We start from the raw sequence: 16944 nt of genomic DNA, 5'->3' as shown, positions 1-16944 counted from the left end.
ACAACCCACCGAGCCCTTGCAAAAAGGCCGGAGGCAGCAGCTTCCGGCCTTTTTCGTTGTCGGGGTTTTACCTTTAACCCTGCTTGCGCTTTCGCGTAAGCAGCGCATTGCTGCCGGCGCCGTTTGCTTGAGCGCGGCATTCTGTATCGCATCCTATTCTTTCTTATGAAAATTTCTTCCCTCCTATTTCCTGCCCGCGCGCTGGCGTTTGGCGCCCTGTTCTTTGCCGCCGGCTCCTGTAGCGTGAGCGAGCAGGTGAAAGACAAGCCCAGCGGCAAAAACGTCTCGGCCGAAGCCCTCGAAAACGAGGCTTACACCCTGATGCAGTACCGCCTCAACTTCGTGGACGAAGCCAAGCTCGGTGGCCAGGACATCCTGTTTGTGCGCCAGGCCGCCGACATTGCCTCGCCCCAGCAACAGCAACTGCAGGCCGCCCTGAAAAAAGGCAACCTGCCGCTGCACCTCGCCATGCGCGTGTACGCCAAAAACCCCAGCCCGACCAGCGTGCAGCTCAAGCAGCTCGACTACAAGCTGCTGCTCGACGGCAAGGAGCTGACGACGGGCTCGACCGGCGCCAACACGCCGCTCGAAGCCAGCGCCATCGAAACCCTGCCCATCACCGTCGACATCAACGTGAAACCGGCCCAGCTAGCGGGCAGCACGCCGGCCGCTTTCGCCTCCGGCCTCACCGATTTCACGGCGGCCAACCGGCGCCTCATGGTGCAGATTCGCCCGCAGTACGTGGGCGCCACCGGCCGCCAGGTGCCCGCGGCCGACTTCATGACCGTGGACCTGGTAACCAAGAAAAAGCCAACCGCGGCGAAATAGCCTACCTCTATTGCTTCACAAAAAAAGCCGCCCGTGAGGGGCGGCTTTTTTTATGGCCAATGCCAGTCCCGGCGTTACGCCTTGATGGCGTCGGTTTCCGCTTCATCCTCCTGCTCTTCGGCGAAGCCTTCGGCTATTTTCTCGTCGGCTTCGGCGCGGTCTTCGGCGTCGGCCTGCTCGGCGTTTTCTTCCTGCTCGGCTTTGTGCTGGGGCTCGTAGCTGAGGCGCACGAAAATGGGAAAGTGGTCGGAGCCCACGTGGGGCAGGCGGCGCATGTCGACCACCTGAAAGTGCGCCGACACAAACACGTGGTCGAGCGGCCAGCGCAGCAGCCGGTAATCGGCGTGGAAGGTGGGCATCAGGCCGCGGCCCACGCGCGGGTCGAGCAGGCCCGACACGCGCCGAAACAGCTCGGACGTGTGCGACCAGGCCACGTCGTTCATGTCGCCGAACACGATGGTGGCTTCGTCGCGGCGGTCCACCTCCTTGCCCACCAGCAGCAGCTCGGCGTCGCGCTTGGTGCTGGTTTTCGATTCCTGGGGCGCGGGCGGCTTGGGATGCAGGCCGTAGAGGCGCACCCAGGTGCGGCCGTCGGGCAGCTGCACGTGGGTGTGCAGCGAGGGAATGTCGTCGTCGAGCAGGTACTTTATCTGACAGCCCTTCAGGGGCAGGCGCGAGAAGAACAGCAGGCCGTAGGTGTTGTCGAGGGGCTCGTGGCAGGTGTAGGGGTGGGTTTCTTCGAGCGGCTGCAGCTGCTCGTACCACCAGGCATCGGTTTCGACGGCCATGATGACGTCGGGGTCGGCGGCGCGCACGGTGGCCAGGGCCAGCGCCCCCTCGCGGTTGTACTGCAGCACGTTCATCACCACGAGGCTGAGCTCGGCGCGGGGGTCGTGGGTGCGGGTACTGTCGGCCACGTCTTTGGGCACCAGCCGCGTGTACGGAATGATGCGCAGCAGCTGGTAGACCGTGGCGGCCGCCAGCGCCAGCAAAAACAGCTGCTGGCCGCGGCCGGCGCCGGCGTGGCCCAGGGCCAGGCTGGCCGCCGCCACCAGCACCAGGGCCAGCACAATCTGCAGGCGCGGAAAGTCGAACACCCGAATCCACCAGGCGGTGTGGCGCAGCAGGGGCATCAGCGTGGCCACCAGGGCGGCGCCCCCAATCAGCCAAACCGCCCAGTGGCTGGCAGTAAGCAATGCAGAAACAAACGTGGGCATGAAGGGCAACGGGGTGGGAATACGGAAACAGGGCAGGAAAAGGGCCGCGCCCGGAGCAGGCGCCCCGTGCGGGCTGCACGGGGCGCCTGCGGCTTAGAGGTCGTCCTGAAAGCCGCCCTTGCGCAGCTCTTCGATGGTGCGCATCACCCGGTCTTTGAGGGTGGTGCGGTACTTCTCCAGGGCATCGGCCAGGCGGGCGTTGTTGAGGGCCAGAATCTGGATGGCCAGCACGGCGGCGTTGGCGGCGTTGTCGAGGCCCACGGTGGCCACGGGCGTGCCGGCCGGCATCTGAATCATGCTCAGAATGGAATCGAGCCCCTGAATGGACAGCGTGCTGTTGATGGGCACCCCGATGACGGGCAGCGTGGTGAAGGCCGCCACCATGCCCGGCAGGTGGGCCGCCCCGCCCCCGCCACAAATGAGCACGCGCAGGCCGCGCTTGCGGGCGCTTTCGGCGTACTCCACCATGCGGTGCGGCGTGCGGTGCGGCGACACCAGCGTGATGTCGTACGGGATGTTGAACTGGCGCAATAAATCGGCGGCGGCCGACATAATTTTCAGGTCCGACTTCGACCCCATGATGATGCCCACGATGGGGTTTTCGGTCACGGGGCGGTCGTTTTCAGTACCGGCGGAATGCTCGCCGGGGGAGGAGTCAGGAATCATGGGGTGGGAAGGCGAAAAAGCGTAAACTGGCCTACGCAAAGCGGCAGGCCGCCGTTGAGCCGGCAAAATAGTACTTTTCCGCCCGGTTCGGCCCCGCCCCTACCTTTGCGCCCTATGGAAATTCTGCTCGCCACCTTCACCACCCTGTTTTCCATCGTCAATCCTTTCGGGGCCATGCCGGTGTTCCTCACCCTCACCGCCGACGACCGCGCCTCGGAGCGGGCGCGCACGGCGCTACGGGCCTGCATCTACATGGTGATGGTGCTCACGGTGGCGTTCTTCGGCGGGCAGTACATCCTCAATTTTTTTGGCATCAACATCCAGCACCTGCGCATTGCGGGCGGCATTCTGCTCATGCGCTCGGCGTTTGAGCTGCTCACGCCCGGCGCCAACCGCGACCGGGTGGGCCCCGACGCCCTCGAAGAAAGCAAGCACAAGGACGACATCAGCTTCACGCCGCTGGCTATGCCCATGCTTTCGGGCCCGGGTTCCATGGCCATCTGCATCGGCCTCATCCGCCCCAGCTACGTCGACAAGGCCATGACCGTGCTGGGCTTCGTGCTGGTGGCGCTGGGCGCGTTCGTCATCCTGTTGTTTTCGCTGCGCCTCACGCGGGTGCTGGGCAAGCCCGGCATGGCGGCCATGTCGCGCATCATGGGCTTCATCACGCTGGCCATCGGGGTCAATTTTCTGGCCACGGCCATCTCGGCGCTGTTTCCGGGGCTCACGCGGTAGGGTTCGGGCGTAAGCAAAAGCACGTCCTGCTGAGCTTGTCGAACTGCTACAAAATCAGCTTGTAGCCGATGCCACGCACGTTCACAATCTGCACCTGCGGGTCGTCTTTGAGGCAGCGGCGCAGGCGGGTGATGAACACGTCGAGGCTGCGCCCGTTGAAAAACGAGTCGTCGCCCCACAGCTCTTTGAGCACGGCATTGCGCTCCAGCACCTGGTTGCGCTGGTCATACAGCCGTTTGAGCAGCTCGGCTTCGCGGTTGGTGAGGGTTTCCTCCTGGGCGCCGAAGCGGAGCTTTTGCTTGGGATGGTCGAACTGGTAGCGGCCGATGGCAAGCGGGCCAACCGGGGCCGGCGCCGCGGCGGGCTGGCGCGACAGCTGGGCTTTGATGCGGACAATCAGCTCGTCCATGCTGAAGGGCTTTTTCAGGTAGTCGTTGCCGCCCAGCTCGAAGCCGCGCACCACGTCGGCGGGCTGCGAGCGGGCCGTGAGAAAGAGAATGGGCACCGCCGCGTTTTCGCGCCGGATTTGCTCGGCCAGCGAAAACCCGTCGAGCTTGGGCATCATCACGTCGGCCACCACAATGTCGGGGCACTGCTGCCGAAACAGCTGCAGGCCGGCCTCGCCATCGGACGCAAACTGCACCGCGAAGCCGCGGCTTTCCAGGCTGTCTTTCACGATGAGGCCGAGCGACGGCTCGTCTTCGATGAGGAGAACGGTGGGCATGAGCTGAGTTTCTAACCTTGTGGAATCCAGAGGGCAAACTCGCTGCCGCGCCCCAGCCCGCTGCGCACGCCGATGCGGCCGCCGTGGCGCTCCACCACCTGCCGCACGTAATACAAGCCCAGGCCGAACCCTTTGACGTTGTGCAGGTTGCCGGTGGGCACGCGGAAGAAGCGGTCGAAAATGGCTTCCTGATAGCCGGGCTCGATGCCGGGGCCGTCGTCGGCCACGGTGAGGTGCCAGCCGCTGGGTTCCTGCCGGCCCCGGATGGTTATGGTAACGGCTTCTTTCGAATACTTGATGGCGTTGTCGATGAGGTTGTTGATGACGTTGCCCATGTGCAGCTTGTCGAACTTGACGGCCGCGGCCGGCGCCACCTGCACGTCAAATTTCACGGGTTTAGCGGCCTGCAATTGGTGGCGGGCCACGATTTCAGCCACCAATTCGGCGGGCTGCACGGGTTCGGGGCTGAGTTCCAGCTGCTGGCGCTCGTCGATGGCAATGTTGAGCACTTTCTCCACCAAATCGGACAGGCGCTGCAGCTCCTTGCGCGAGATGCTGAGGTAGGTCTGGGTTTTGGCGGGGTCATTCAGCGCGCCGAAGTGTTGCAGCGCCTCCACGGCCGCCGAAACGGTGGCCAGCGGCGTTTTCAGCTCGTGCGTCATGTTGTTGATGAAGTCGTTCTTGACGTCCGACAGCTTTTTCTGCTGCAAAATCGTGCTCAGCATCAGCCAGAAGCAGCCGGTGGTGAGGGCCAGCAGCAGCACCGAGCCGCCCAGCAGCCCGCCCATTTCCCGCAGGATGTAGGACGTGGGCGGCTGAAACGAGGCCCGGACGTACAGCTCCCGAAACGGATTGAGCGACACCGGCGGGGTTTTGACGCTGTAGCCGGGTCGCTCCGGCAGCCTGCTGAAAGCCGCGGGGCGCGCGCCGGGCTGGCGCAGGGGCAGGCTCAGCGTGTCGAGCACCAGGGGGGCGTCGGCGCCGCGCAAGCGCAGCTCGCGGTGGTAGTCGGCGGCCAGCTGGCGCAGGTCGGCGGGCTTGCTGTCGCCCCAGTTGTTGATGAGCAGCTTGGAAAGCGTGCGCACCATGGTATCGGTTGCGCCCGCTACCCGGCCGGGCGGCCGGTCGAGGCGATACACCCGGACTTCTTTCACCCCGTCGAGCCCGGTGCGAAGGGGAGCCGCTTCGTTTACATTACGCTGCACCAGTATATCGCGGCGCTTGTTCATGGCGGAGTCGATGCCCTTGCCCTGCAGCACCACGCGGTTAAGATGCCCGTCGTCGTCGGTGTTCTGGAACACCATGATGCGGTCTTTGGCCCCCCGGCCGCGGTCGACGAACTGCCGGGCCTGGTCGAGTTGGTGGCGTTGCACCACGCTGGATAGCGCCTCGCGCGCCGTGCGAGCAAACTGGCTTCCCGTGAGCTGGTAGGTGTTGTAGAGCCAGTAGGCCTGGAAGCCGTTGATGCCTACCATGCACGCCACCATGAGCCAGAAAATGGAGCGAATGCGGCGTTTCATGGGAGGAAATGGCGGATGAAGTTCGGCCAAACAAAAGTACGGGCCCAAGCAGCTGTTTTTGCCTCGTTAACACTATTTAACACAGGATAACAGTACTTTACAAAAGATTACCGGTGCTTTGTAGCGTTCAATTCAACCCTGCTAGCTCCGATGAAAAACACTGCAAAAGACCTGGTCCTAACCTGCTCCCTGGGCCTGCTCGCGGCCGGCGCCGCTCTGGCCCAAACCAGCGGCCGCATCAACTACGAAGCCACCCAGCGCACCGACATGAGCCAGGTGCGCGTCATCATCAACGGCCAGGCCGTGAAGCCCGGCAGCCCCGATTTCCCAACCGACATTCCCGAGTCGCGCAGCTTCGGCCTGACGCTCAGCTTTGCGGGCAACTACGCCAAAGAGCAGCGCGAGGGCGGCGCCATGGTGATGCGCACCGTGGAGGGCGGGCCCGGCGCCGCGCCGCAGGTGTCCAGCATTGCCCGGCCCATCGAGGAAACCGTGTACCTCGACCTAGCCAACCGCACCACCACCACGGTGCTCACGGTGAAGAAGGACGACGGCGCCACCGCTTACCGCAGCGAGGCCCCCATCCCCGCCCCCGCCAACTGGACGGTAACCGCCCAAACCAAAAAAATAGCCGGCTACACCTGCCGCAAGGCCACCGTGCCCTACAAAAAGGAAACCTACACCGTGTGGTTCACCACCGACCTGCCCTTCACCTACTCGCCCGTGCGCGACCTGACGCCGGAGAAAGGCGTGGTGCTGGCTCTGGAAAGCGAAGACCAGCAATACCGCGCTGCCAAAGTGGACCTCAAACCAGTGCCCGAAGCGGAGGTGCAGCCCAACGCCACCGCCCAAAAAGTGACGCCCGCCGAGTTGAAGGACGCCCGCGAAAAAGCCATGGCCGACTTCCGCCAGAAGATGATGGAAGGCGGCGGCCTGCGCATCAACCGCAACTAGTACCCTTGCCCTACCCTTCTCATGCGCCTTTTTCTGCTCTTCAGTTTGCTGCTCGGTCTGGCTACGGCCGGCCGGGCGCAGGCCCCTACCCGTCCGGGCCCGGGCACCATCAGCGGTGCCTTGGTCGACTCGACCACCGGCAAGCCCCTGCGCGAAGCCTCCGTGTCGCTGACCCTGGCCAAGGATTCGAGCTACGTCACCTTCGGCATCACGGACGGCGATGGGCGGTTCGCCGTCAAAAACGTGGCCGTGGGCCACTACAAGGTGCAGGTGTCGGCGCTGGGCTACCGGGCCCGGCTGCTGCCCGTGAGCGTGACGGCCGCCAGCCCGGCCCCCGACCTGGGCTTGCTGCGCCTGGGCCCGCTCGCCCAGAAGCTGGGCGAGGTGGTGGTGACCCAAAACGCCGCGCCCGTGACCCTGCACGGCGACACCGTGGATTTCAACGCCAAAGCCTTCAAAACCCAGCCCAACGCGGCGGTGGAGTCACTCCTAAAAAAGCTGCCGGGGGTAGAAGTGGACCGCGACGGCAGCATTCGCTCGCAGGGCCAGGCCGTGAACCGCGTGCTGGTGGACGGCAAGCCCTTTTTCGGCGATGACCCCAAAATGGCCACCCGTAACCTACCCGCCGACATCATCGACAAGGTGCAGATGTACGACCAGCAGAGCGACCAGTCGGCCTTTTCGGGCATCGACGACGGCAACCGCCAGCGCACCCTCAACCTGGTGACCAAGCGCGACAAACGCAAGGGCTACTTCGGCACCGAAGCCGTGGGCCGGGGCACCGACGGCCGCTACCAAGCCCGCCTGGGCCTGAACCGCTTCAACAACGGCCGCCAGATTTCGGCCCTGGCCCAAGCCAACAACCTCAACCAGCAAGGCTTTTCGGACAACGGCGGGCCGGCTTCGGCCGATTTTGGTCCGCCTGCGGGGGGCCCCAGCGGCGGAGTGGTGATGCGCCTGGGCGGCAGCGGCGGGCGCCAGAACGCCCCCGGCGCCACCAGCCAGCCCACGAACATCACCGAGTCGGGCGCCATCGGCCTGAACTACCGCGACGCCTGGGGCAAAAAAGCTGAAGTAGCCACCAGCTACCTGGCCAGCCGCGCCACCGTGACCACCGACCAGCAGCTTCGGCGCCAGAACGTGGCCGGCAACACCGGCCCCGAGGCCGGCCAGCCCATCGTCAGCGACCAAAGCCTGCTGAACCGCACCACCACCACTGGCCACCGCTTCAACCTGCGCCTCGACTACGTGCGCGACTCGCTGACGTCGCTGCGCCTGACGCCCTACGCCTGGTGGCAAACCACCGACCTGTCCCGCCAAAACCAGCAGCAAACCAGCGTGGGCGGCCGCCTGCTCAATCAGGGCCGCAACGCCTACAGCGGCACCACCGATAACCCCAACGGTGGCGGCAACTTCCTGCTCATGCGGCGCTTCGCCAGGCAGGGCCGCACGTTCTCGGCCAACCTCAACTCGACGCTCAGCAACCAGGACGTCGCCGATTTTAACCGCAGCACCACCACGTTTTTCGACGCCTCGGGCACGCCCCTGCCGCAGGCCACGCAGCAGCTCAACCAGCGCATTGAGCAGCACTCGCCGGTGCGCAACCACGCGCTGACCTTGTCCTACGTCGAGCCGCTGTCGCTGCGCACCAAGCTCGAAACACACTACACGTTCAACGACGTGCGCAACAACGGCCGCCGTTTCACCACCGATTTCAACGAAGCAACGGGCCAATACGACCGGCTGAACCCTGCCCTGAGCAACGAGTTCACTAGCCTCTACCAGTCGAACCGGGCGGGCCTCACGCTGCAAAAGCGCCGCCTGCGCTACACCGTGGGCGTGGGCCTGGACGGCCAGCAGGCCGACCTCACGGTGCGCAACCTCTCAGCCGACACCACCGTGCAGCGCCGCTTTACTAGCCTGCTGCCCAATGCCTTGTTCAGCTACACGGGCAGCCGCAACCGCCAGCTGCGCCTCAACTACCGCACCCGCCTGAACGCGCCCAGCGCCACGCAGCTGCAGCCCGTGCGCGACAACTCCAACCCGCTCAGCATCCAAACCGGCAACCCGGCTTTGCGCCCCGAATACGTGCAGTCGCTGGTGGCCACGTTCTCGCAGTTCAACGCCGCCACCAACCGCAGCGTGTTTGGCCTGCTGAACGGCAGCCGCGTGGATGACCGCATTGTGTCGGCCACCACCTTCGACGCCCGCGGCGTGCAAACCACCCGCCCCGTGAACGCCAACGGGTTTTACAGCCTGAACGGCTTCCTGTCGGTGGGCCAGCGCCTGGCTACCCACAAAATCAACCTCAACCTGACCACCAACGCCAGCTTCGTGAAGTCGCCCAGCTTCGTGAACGGCCTCGCCAACACCGGCCGCACCTGGAGCCTGGGCCAGGGCGCCAGCGCCAACTCGGCCTTCAACGAAACGCTGGAGTTCGGCCTCAGTGCCAACGTGACCTACCAGAACGCCAGCTACTCGCGCCTCACCGACCAGAACACCGACTACCTCACCCAGACCCTCACGGCCGACGTGTACTACCAGTTGCCCGCCCGCTTCGTGCTCACTTCCGACCTCTGGTATAGCAACAACACCGGCCGCGCCGCCGGCTACAACCAGCGCATCGCCCTCTGGAACGTGGGCCTGGCCCGCCAGTTTTTCGCCAACAAGCAAGGCGAGCTGAAACTGCAAGTGTACGACCTGCTAAACCAAAACCGCAGCGTGGTCCGCAACACCACCGAAACCTACGTGGAGGACGTGCGCAGCCGCATTCTGCAGCAATACTTCCTGCTGAGCTTCACTTACAACCTGCGGCAGTTCGGGAAGTAAGTAGCAATCCTTCACCAAGAATAAAGAACGTCATGCCGAGCGCAGCGCAGCATCTTGCGCGCTTCGAGTAACTGCTACCACAAGCGAGATGCTGCGCTGCGCTCCGCATGACGCACTTCTTCCATCCGCCATTGCACACCTTTTCTCCTACAAACGAGTCACCCGCGAGCGAAGGCAATTTCTATGATATATCATACATCTTGCCTTATCTTTGCCTTGATGCTGAACTCCATCCTCTTTTACTCGCTCGACAAGGCCATCCGGAGCTACCGGCGCCTGGCCCAGGCCAACATCGACCGGGCCGGCCTCGACATCACCGTGGACCAGTGGCTGGTGCTGCAAGTAGTGCTGGAGCACGACGACCTCACGCAGCAGGAAATTGCCGAGCGGGTGTTCAAAGACCAGGCTTCGGTGGCGCGCATGCTGGCCCTGCTCGTCAAGCGCGGGCTGCTGCTGGGCATCCCCCTTCCGAACGACGGCCGCCGCACCCGGCTCCGCGTGAGCGAAGCTGGCCACCAGATACTGGACGCCGTGCAGCCCATCATCCTCGCCAACCGGGCCGTGGCCCTGGCCGGCCTCGCCGAGAACGACCTCACGGTACTGCGGCAACTGCTGGAGCGAATTGCGCAGAACTGCGCCCCCGTAGCCAATTAGAATTCTTAGCTAAAAAGAAGCCTTGCTGGAGAAAATTCTCATTTCCGCGCAACCTTCATGACATGTCATAATCTTTTGCTCGCATGAGCAAATCTGCATTCCGCCTTCCAGCCGCGCCTTTTTTCTGCAAATCTTTTTTCGGCTTTTCTGTATGAAACCTTCCCTGCCTCCTGCTTACCCGCTGCTATTGGCGACCGGCTTGCTGCTCGGCGCTGCTCAGGCCCGGGCCCAGGCCCCTGCCGATGTGCGCGGCTCCGTGCTCAGCGCCGACCGCAGTCCGGTCGAGTTTGCGACCGTCACCCTGCACCGCGCCACCGATTCCACGGTGGTGAAATCCGAATTCAGCGACGCCAAGGGCTTGTTTCAATTTGAACGGGCTCCGGCGGGGCGTTACCTCGTGTCGGCGGCGCAGGTGGGGTTTGAGCGGCGCTGGTCCCAGCCGTTTGAGGCCGCCGGGCAAGCCGTGGAGCTGCCAACCCTGACGCTGGCCACCAGCGCCGCCACCCAGCTGAAAGAAGTGAAAGTGGTGGGCCAAAAGCCGCTGTACGAGCGCGAGGCCGACCGCACCATCGTGAACGTGGAAGGCTCGACGCTGGCGGCCGGCAACACCTCGCTGGACGTGCTGCGCCGCTCGCCGGGCGTGACCGTGGACGGCAACGACAATCTGGCCCTGCGCGGCCGCCAGGGCGTGCTGGTCGTCATCGACGGCAAGCGCCAGCCCATGACCGGCACCGAGCTGGCCGAATACCTGCGCGCCCTGCCCGCCGAGCAGCTCAAAAGCATCGAGCTGATAACCAACCCGCCGGCCAAATACGACGCGCAAGGCGGCGCCGGCATCATCGCCATCAACCTCAAGAAAGACCAGAAGCTGGGCACCAACGGCAACGTGAACCTCACCTACGGCCGCGGCGAATACAACCGCTACACGGGTGGCCTGAGCGTGAACCACCGCCAGAAAAACCTCAACCTGTTCGGTTCCTACAATTATTCCGACCGGTCGTTTTTGAACACGCTGACCATTCACCGCGACTTTTACGGGCCCGCTACTGCGACAGGCCGCGCGCTCGTGAGCACCTCCGACCAAGACAACCGCCAACCCGTGCAGGTGTGGTCGCACAGCTGGCGCGGTGGGCTGGACTACAACCTGTCGGACAACACGACGATTGGGGCCGTGGTGAGCGGCCTCAACAACCGCAACACCCCCGCCGGCACCAACCAATCGGTGGTGTACGACCTGCTGCGCAACCAGGTGCTGCGCTACAACGCCACCAACACCGGCGAAAACCGCCTGGACAACGTTTCCGGCAACCTCAATTTCCGGCGCACGTTCGCCAACGCTTTTGGCCCGCAGGAGCTGACGGCCGATGCCGACTACGCCCGCTACCACAGCCAGCGCGACCAGCTGCTGCAAACCTATTTCGAGCGCGAGCCCACCCTGGCCAACAGCCTGGACCAGGACGGCCGGCTGACCATTCAATCGGTGAAGGCCGACTACACGCAGGCCCTCAGCAAGCAGCTTCGGCTGGACCTGGGCGCCAAATCGAGCCTGGTGACGGCCGATAACGACCTCCAGAATTTCACCAACGGGCAGCTGGATTTGACCCGCTCGAACCGCTTTCGCTACGACGAGAACATCAACGCCGGCTACGTGAACCTCAACTACAGCCAGCCCAAGCTCACGCTGCAGGCGGGCCTGCGCGGCGAGCAAACCAACGCCAGGGGCCAGCAAGACCGCGAGGTGGAATACAAAGACTTTAAGCGCAACTACTTCCAGCTGTTTCCGAGCGCGGCCATCAAGCGCCAGCTTTCGGAAAACCACGAGCTGGCCGTGTCGCTGAGCCGGCGCATCGACCGGCCGGGCTACCAGCAGCTCAACCCCTTTCGGCAGCTCATCGACCGCACCACCTCGGGCAGCGGCAACCCCAACCTGCTGCCCCAAACCAGCTACAACGTGGAGCTGACGCACACCTTCAGGCAGAAATACAGCCTGGGCCTGAGCTACAGCCGCACCAGCGACCCCATTGTGAACACGGTGGAGCCCGAATCGGAAAGCACCGTGGTGTCCACCTTTCGCAACCTCGACCTGCAGCACAATTACGCCCTCACGCTAACCGCCCCGGTGGACATCACGAAGTGGTGGAAAACCTACAACAACGCCGTGCTCTACTACAACCGCTTCAACGGCGCCGTGGCGGGCACCAACCTCGACCGCGGTGGCGTGAGCCTGACCCTGACCTCGAACCACACTTTCACCTTCGGCAAGGGCTGGGGCGCGGAACTGAACGGCAGCTACCAGTCGCGGGAAGTCGACGGTTTCTTTGTGTCGCGGCCTAACGGGGAGGTGAGCGCCGGCGTGCAAAAGAGCCTCTGGGAGCGCAAAGCCACCCTGAAACTGGCCGTAAACGACATGTTCTTCTCCCGCGTGGGCCGCGTCACGTCTACCTACGACAACTACGTGGAGCGTTTTGTGATGCGCCGCGACTCCCGCTTCGTCAACCTGACTTTCGGCTACCGTTTCGGCAACGACAAGGTGGCCCCCACCAAGCGCCGCACCGGCGGGGCCGAGGACGAAAAGCGCCGCGCGGGCTAAAGTTGGCGGCGGGGCATTTCACCCCTCGCTACAGAAGCAACGTCGATTTTCGCAAGGGTGCACTTTTCGGACTGGGCTGAAAGCACCGGGCCGAAGGGTGTACCTTTGCCGTTCCTTATGCTGAAAAACGACCTTTTCCTCCGCGCTGCCCGTGGCGAAGCCACCGAGCGCACCCCCGTTTGGCTGATGCGCCAGGCCGGCCGCATCCTGCCCGAATACCGCGCCCTGCGCGCGCGCCTCTCCGGCTTCAAAGAACTGGTGGAAACCCCCGAGCTGGCCGCCGAAGTCACCATCCAGCCCATCGACGCGCTGGACGTGGACGCTGCCATCATCTTTTCCGACATTTTGGTGGTGCCCGACGCCATGGGCCTGCCCTACGAAATGGTGGAAGCCCGCGGCCCGCTGTTTCCCAACGTCATCAAGACGGCCGCCGACGTCAACAAGCTCCGCATCCCCGACCCCGAGGAAGGCCTGGGCTACGTGCTCGAAGCCCTGCGCATTACTAAAAAGGCCCTCAACGGCCGCGTGCCCCTCATCGGCTTCGCCGGCGCCCCCTGGACGCTGCTGGCCTACATGGTGGAAGGCCACGGCTCCAAAACCTTCTCGAAAGCCCGCGGCATGCTCTACCGCGAGCCCGCCCTGGCCCACCAGCTGCTGGCCAAAATAACGGCCACCACCATCGCCTACCTCAAGGCCCAGGTGGCGGCCGGCGCCCAGGTGGTGCAGGTGTTCGACTCCTGGGCCGGCACCCTGCCGCCCGCCCACTACACCGAGTTTTCGGCCCGCTACATCGCCGAAATCACCGAGGCCCTGGCCCCGCTCGTGCCCGTCACCGTGTTTGCCAAAGGCGCCTGGTGGGCCGTGCCCGAATTTGCCGCCACCGCCTGCCGCACCATCGGCCTCGACTGGAACCAGGACCCCGCCCAGGTGCGCTTGCAGGCCGGCAACAAAACCCTGCAAGGCAACCTCGACCCCTGCGCCCTCTACGGCACCCGCGAGCAGGTGAAAGCCGCCACCGAAACCATGCTGCGCCAGTTCGCCGGCGGCCCCCACATCGCCAACCTCGGCCACGGCGTTTACCCCGACACCGACCCGGACAACGTACGCGTGTTCGTGGACACGGTGAAGGCCTGGCGGGGGTAATTTGATTTATGATTTGGAACGGTCATGCTGAGCGCAGCCGAAGCATCTCTACCGCAGGCATAAGTTCGTTGCGCGGCAGAGATGCTTCGGCTGCGCTCAGCATGACCGTTCTTTAGATTTCTTGTCAACTCGCACCCTTACCATGGCCACGACCTTCGGCACGCCCTTCTACATCACCCTGGCCCTGCTCTTGGGCCTGCTCTTCTTCATGTGGCGGTGGTACTTGCGCAAGTCTGAGCGCTCCGGCATTGAGACCTTTATGGTCGTGCTTATCTCGATTGGCAGCCTTTCGCCGGTGTTTTTTCTGGCCTACCTGCTGCTCTTCCGCCGCTAGATATATGGTATGCTCAGCGAAGTAGAAACGCATATTTGCGTTTCGTCGTTGAACGATAATCGTCCAACAACGCCCAAACGGCGCGGCCGACGAGACGCAAATATGCGTCTCTACAAACCCCAATCCCCTCCCGCTAATGGACGTCAAAGACAGCAACGGCACCCTGCTTGCCGAAGGCGACTCGGTTACCCTCATCAAAGACCTCAAGGTGAAGGGCTCTTCGCTCACCCTCAAGCGCGGCACGCTGGTCAAAAACATTCGCCTGACCAACAACGCTGCTGAGATTGAAGGCCGCGCCGGTGGCAGCACCATGGTGCTCAAAACCGAGTTTCTGAAGAAAGCCTAACAACGCTGCGAGGACGGTGCAGTCCGCGCAGCGCTTTGCTATTGTAGCCCCGCTTCCTGCGCTTCTTCCAGCAGCCGCTGCTTCTCCACGGGCACCACGCCCACCTGCTCGCACACCAGCCCGCCGCCCAGGTTGGCCAGCGCGGCTGTGAACGCGGCCGGCCGGCCCAGCGCCACGCACAGCGCCGCGATGCTGATGACGGTATCGCCCGCGCCCGATACGTCGGAAATGGTGCGCAGATGCGCCGGCAGGTACGTTTTCTGCGCGTTTTGTTGGGCAAACACCCCGTATTCCGACAGCGTCACTAGCACGGTTTCGGGCGTGAGCACCTCGTGTAGTCGGGCCACGGCGGCCTCGAAGCCCACGCGGTCGGCCACCGGGTCGCCAAATTCCAGCTTCAGTCCTTCGCGTAGCTCCTTCAAATTGGGTTTGAAGAGGGTGCAATGGCGGTAGGCTAGGAAGTTTTTCTTTTTGGGGTCGACAACCGTCGGGATATTGCGCTGCCGGGCCCGCGCAATGCACTCCGTGATGATGGCCTCATTGAGCACGCCCTTGTCATAATCCTCAAACACCACCACGTCGGCGCGAGCCAGCAGGTCGTCGTAAGCGGCCAGCAGTTGCGCGCTTTCGTCGGCGTCGATATCCGTTTCTACTTCCGAGTCGATGCGCAGCAACTGCTGGCCGTGGGCCAGAATGCGCTGCTTTACGGTGGTGGGCCGGTTGGCGCTGCGGATGATGCCATCGGCGGGCAGGCCGCTTTCGTGCAGCAGCTGCAGCAGCTGGTCGCCGCCCGCGTCGGTGCCAATCACGGCGCACAGCAGCGGCGTGGCGCCCAGGGCCTGCACGTTCAGCGCCACATTGGCGGCCCCGCCGAGGCGCTGCTCGGTGCGGGCCACGTGCACGATGGGCACCGGTGCTTCCGGCGACAGCCGCGTCGAGCGGCCCCACACGTAGGCGTCCACCATCACGTCGCCGATGATGAGGACGCGCAGCTTGTTGAAGTCGTTGAACAGCGTTTGCAGGGAAGAATCGGAAGTAGGCAAGCTTAAAGCAAAAAATCTGTCATCCTGAGCGCAGCGAAGGACCTTCTCAGGTTTGAATGTATACCCAAACGTGAGAGGGTCCTTCGCTGCGCTCAGGATGACAGGGGTGATAAATAATTTAGGCCAGTTTCGCCAGGCTTGCCTTCACGCGCCGGAAGGCTTCCACCAGCTTGTCATCGGCGGCGGCGGTGCTGAAGCGCATGCACTCCGGCGCCCCAAACGCCTCGCCCGACACAGCCGACACCAGCGCGTCGTTCAGCAGGTACAGCGCCAAGTCCATGGAGGTGTTGATGGTGCGGCCATCGGGCGTGGTGCGGCCGAAATAGGCCGACACTTCCGGGAAAATGTAGAAAGCCCCACTGGGCGTAGGCGTTTTGAAGCCGGGAATATCCTTCACGATGCCCAGCACCAAATCGCGGCGCCGCCGGTAAGCGGCCACCATCTCGTCGGCCGAACTGCGGCCGCCGCGCAGGGCGGCTAGGCCGGCGCGCTGCGTGATGGAGCAGGTGCCGGAGGTAATCTGGCTCTGCATCTTTTCGCAGGCGTAGGCGATGTCGGGCCGGGCGGCCAGGTAGCCCAGGCGCCAGCCCGTCATGGCGTAGCCCTTCGAGAAGCCGTTGACGGTGATAACCCGGTCGTGCACTTCCGGAAACTGGGCCAGGCTCACGTGCTCGCCCACAAAATTGATGTATTCGTAAATCTCATCGGCCAGGGCGTAGACGTGCGGGTGGCGGGCCAGCACCTCGGCAATGGCGCCCAGCTCTTCGCGGCTGAACACGGCCCCCGTGGGGTTGCAGGGCGACGAATACATCACCAGCTTGGTGCGGGGCGTGATGGCAGCTTCCAGTTGGGCGGCCGTCACCTTGTACTCGTTTTCGAGGGTGCCGCGCAGCGGAATGGCAGTGCCGCCGGCCAGCTTCACCATCTCCTCGTAGCTCACCCAGTAGGGCGAAAACACGATGACCTCCTCGCCGGGGTTTACCAGGCTCATCACGGCGTTGGCCAGGGCCTGCTTGGCGCCGGTGCCCACCACAATCTGGTTGGGCTGAAAATCCAAGTTGTTGTCGCGCTTGAATTTGTCGCAAATGGCCTGCCGCAGGTCCGGAATGCCGGGCACCGGCGTGTAGAAGGTGAAGCCGTCGTCCAGCGCCTGCTTGGCGGCGTCCTTGATGTACTGCGGAGTTTGAAAGTCGGGCTCGCCGAAGCTGAGGTTGATGACGTCGAAACCTTTGGCAATGAGTTCGCGGCACTTCTTGGCCATGGCAATGGTGGCCGATTCCTGCATGTCCTGCGCACGGGCAGACAGCGGCGAAACAAGGGCAAGCGTAGCGTTTTCAGACATAGAGGCAACCCATTGGCGG

General features: G+C 63.8%; 15 protein-coding genes. 9 read left to right on the top strand and 6 right to left on the bottom strand.

Translation table 11 applies throughout. The annotated features are described in order from the left end of the window. Positions 1 to 165 precede the first annotated feature (165 nt). Positions 166 to 828 (top strand): hypothetical protein, encoded by a 663-nt coding sequence (locus IC234_RS10215; RefSeq protein WP_190924132.1) that lies wholly within the window; start codon positions 166 to 168, stop codon positions 826 to 828. 74 nt (positions 829 to 902) lie between these two features. Here IC234_RS10215 and IC234_RS10210 read toward each other — a convergent pair whose 3' ends face one another. After that, a complete protein-coding gene (locus IC234_RS10210; RefSeq protein WP_190924130.1) occupies positions 903 to 2045 on the bottom strand; it encodes an endonuclease/exonuclease/phosphatase family protein in 1143 nt (380 codons plus the stop codon). A gap of 93 nt (positions 2046 to 2138) precedes the next feature. Beyond that, positions 2139 to 2624 (bottom strand): 5-(carboxyamino)imidazole ribonucleotide mutase, encoded by a 486-nt coding sequence (purE, locus tag IC234_RS10205; protein WP_223827630.1) that lies wholly within the window; start codon positions 2622 to 2624, stop codon positions 2139 to 2141. 201 nt (positions 2625 to 2825) lie between these two features. On the opposite strand from purE, the gene IC234_RS10200 reads away from it, so the two are divergent. Next, a complete protein-coding gene (locus tag IC234_RS10200) occupies positions 2826 to 3446 on the top strand; it encodes a MarC family protein (RefSeq protein ID WP_190924126.1) in 621 nt (206 codons plus the stop codon). Positions 3447 to 3492: 46 nt separating this feature from the next. Here IC234_RS10200 and IC234_RS10195 read toward each other — a convergent pair whose 3' ends face one another. Then, on the bottom strand, positions 3493 to 4170 hold the full coding sequence (locus IC234_RS10195; protein ID WP_190924124.1) for a response regulator transcription factor: 678 nt from the start codon (positions 4168 to 4170) through the stop codon (positions 3493 to 3495). A gap of 11 nt (positions 4171 to 4181) precedes the next feature. After that, on the bottom strand, positions 4182 to 5690 hold the full coding sequence (locus IC234_RS10190; protein WP_190924122.1) for a sensor histidine kinase: 1509 nt from the start codon (positions 5688 to 5690) through the stop codon (positions 4182 to 4184). A gap of 150 nt (positions 5691 to 5840) precedes the next feature. Between IC234_RS10190 and IC234_RS10185 the strand changes: the two genes are divergently transcribed. From IC234_RS10185 to IC234_RS10155, 7 genes are all read left to right on the top strand, one after another. Next, entirely contained in the window at positions 5841 to 6644 is an 804-nt protein-coding gene (locus tag IC234_RS10185) for a GLPGLI family protein (RefSeq protein WP_190924119.1), read from the top strand. A 21-nt stretch (positions 6645 to 6665) separates the two neighbouring features. Next, positions 6666 to 9473 (top strand): outer membrane beta-barrel family protein, encoded by a 2808-nt coding sequence (locus IC234_RS10180; RefSeq protein WP_190924116.1) that lies wholly within the window; start codon positions 6666 to 6668, stop codon positions 9471 to 9473. Positions 9474 to 9692: 219 nt separating this feature from the next. Continuing rightward, on the top strand, positions 9693 to 10127 hold the full coding sequence (locus tag IC234_RS10175) for a MarR family winged helix-turn-helix transcriptional regulator (protein WP_190924114.1): 435 nt from the start codon (positions 9693 to 9695) through the stop codon (positions 10125 to 10127). 151 nt (positions 10128 to 10278) lie between these two features. Then, positions 10279 to 12717 (top strand): TonB-dependent receptor, encoded by a 2439-nt coding sequence (locus IC234_RS10170; protein WP_190924112.1) that lies wholly within the window; start codon positions 10279 to 10281, stop codon positions 12715 to 12717. A 117-nt stretch (positions 12718 to 12834) separates the two neighbouring features. Next, a complete protein-coding gene (gene hemE / locus IC234_RS10165; RefSeq protein ID WP_190924110.1) occupies positions 12835 to 13860 on the top strand; it encodes a uroporphyrinogen decarboxylase in 1026 nt (341 codons plus the stop codon). Between the two features lie 142 nt (positions 13861 to 14002). Beyond that, complete coding sequence (locus IC234_RS10160) at positions 14003 to 14194, top strand: hypothetical protein (RefSeq protein ID WP_190924108.1); 192 nt, start codon at positions 14003 to 14005, stop codon at positions 14192 to 14194. 136 nt (positions 14195 to 14330) lie between these two features. Next, positions 14331 to 14540 (top strand): zinc ribbon domain-containing protein YjdM, encoded by a 210-nt coding sequence (locus IC234_RS10155; protein ID WP_190924106.1) that lies wholly within the window; start codon positions 14331 to 14333, stop codon positions 14538 to 14540. Between the two features lie 38 nt (positions 14541 to 14578). Here IC234_RS10155 and IC234_RS10150 read toward each other — a convergent pair whose 3' ends face one another. Together IC234_RS10150 and IC234_RS10145 are read right to left on the bottom strand one after the other, a co-directional pair. Then, the gene (locus IC234_RS10150) at positions 14579 to 15583 is read right to left on the bottom strand and encodes a bifunctional heptose 7-phosphate kinase/heptose 1-phosphate adenyltransferase (RefSeq protein WP_223827590.1); all 1005 of its coding nucleotides are present in this window, start codon (positions 15581 to 15583) and stop codon (positions 14579 to 14581) included. Between the two features lie 118 nt (positions 15584 to 15701). Further along, entirely contained in the window at positions 15702 to 16925 is a 1224-nt protein-coding gene (locus IC234_RS10145) for a pyridoxal phosphate-dependent aminotransferase (protein WP_190924104.1), read from the bottom strand. Positions 16926 to 16944 lie beyond the last annotated feature (19 nt).

Origin of the sequence: Hymenobacter armeniacus (assembly GCF_014699055.1) — a bacterium.
Classification (GTDB): domain Bacteria; phylum Bacteroidota; class Bacteroidia; order Cytophagales; family Hymenobacteraceae; genus Hymenobacter; species Hymenobacter armeniacus.
Note: the sequence above shows the minus strand (reverse complement) of the source record. Positions and strands in the feature narration are given on the sequence as shown.

Excerpts from the sequence above, each read along its gene's own strand:
- IC234_RS10155 (WP_190924106.1), top strand. The coding sequence starts at position 14,331 with ATGGACGTCAAAGACAGCAACGGCACCCTGCTTGCCGAAGGCGACTCG.
- IC234_RS10160 (WP_190924108.1), top strand. The coding sequence starts at position 14,003 with ATGGCCACGACCTTCGGCACGCCCTTCTACATCACCCTGGCCCTGCTC.
- IC234_RS10170 (WP_190924112.1), top strand. The coding sequence starts at position 10,279 with ATGAAACCTTCCCTGCCTCCTGCTTACCCGCTGCTATTGGCGACCGGC.
- IC234_RS10145 (WP_190924104.1), bottom strand. The coding sequence starts at position 16,925 with ATGTCTGAAAACGCTACGCTTGCCCTTGTTTCGCCGCTGTCTGCCCGT.
- purE (WP_223827630.1), bottom strand. The coding sequence starts at position 2,624 with ATGGGGTCGAAGTCGGACCTGAAAATTATGTCGGCCGCCGCCGATTTA.
- IC234_RS10215 (WP_190924132.1), top strand. The coding sequence starts at position 166 with ATGAAAATTTCTTCCCTCCTATTTCCTGCCCGCGCGCTGGCGTTTGGC.
- hemE (WP_190924110.1), top strand. The coding sequence starts at position 12,835 with ATGCTGAAAAACGACCTTTTCCTCCGCGCTGCCCGTGGCGAAGCCACC.
- IC234_RS10180 (WP_190924116.1), top strand. The coding sequence starts at position 6,666 with ATGCGCCTTTTTCTGCTCTTCAGTTTGCTGCTCGGTCTGGCTACGGCC.
- IC234_RS10195 (WP_190924124.1), bottom strand. The coding sequence starts at position 4,170 with ATGCCCACCGTTCTCCTCATCGAAGACGAGCCGTCGCTCGGCCTCATC.
- IC234_RS10200 (WP_190924126.1), top strand. The coding sequence starts at position 2,826 with ATGGAAATTCTGCTCGCCACCTTCACCACCCTGTTTTCCATCGTCAAT.
- IC234_RS10185 (WP_190924119.1), top strand. The coding sequence starts at position 5,841 with ATGAAAAACACTGCAAAAGACCTGGTCCTAACCTGCTCCCTGGGCCTG.
- IC234_RS10190 (WP_190924122.1), bottom strand. The coding sequence starts at position 5,690 with ATGAAACGCCGCATTCGCTCCATTTTCTGGCTCATGGTGGCGTGCATG.
- IC234_RS10175 (WP_190924114.1), top strand. The coding sequence starts at position 9,693 with ATGCTGAACTCCATCCTCTTTTACTCGCTCGACAAGGCCATCCGGAGC.
- IC234_RS10210 (WP_190924130.1), bottom strand. The coding sequence starts at position 2,045 with ATGCCCACGTTTGTTTCTGCATTGCTTACTGCCAGCCACTGGGCGGTT.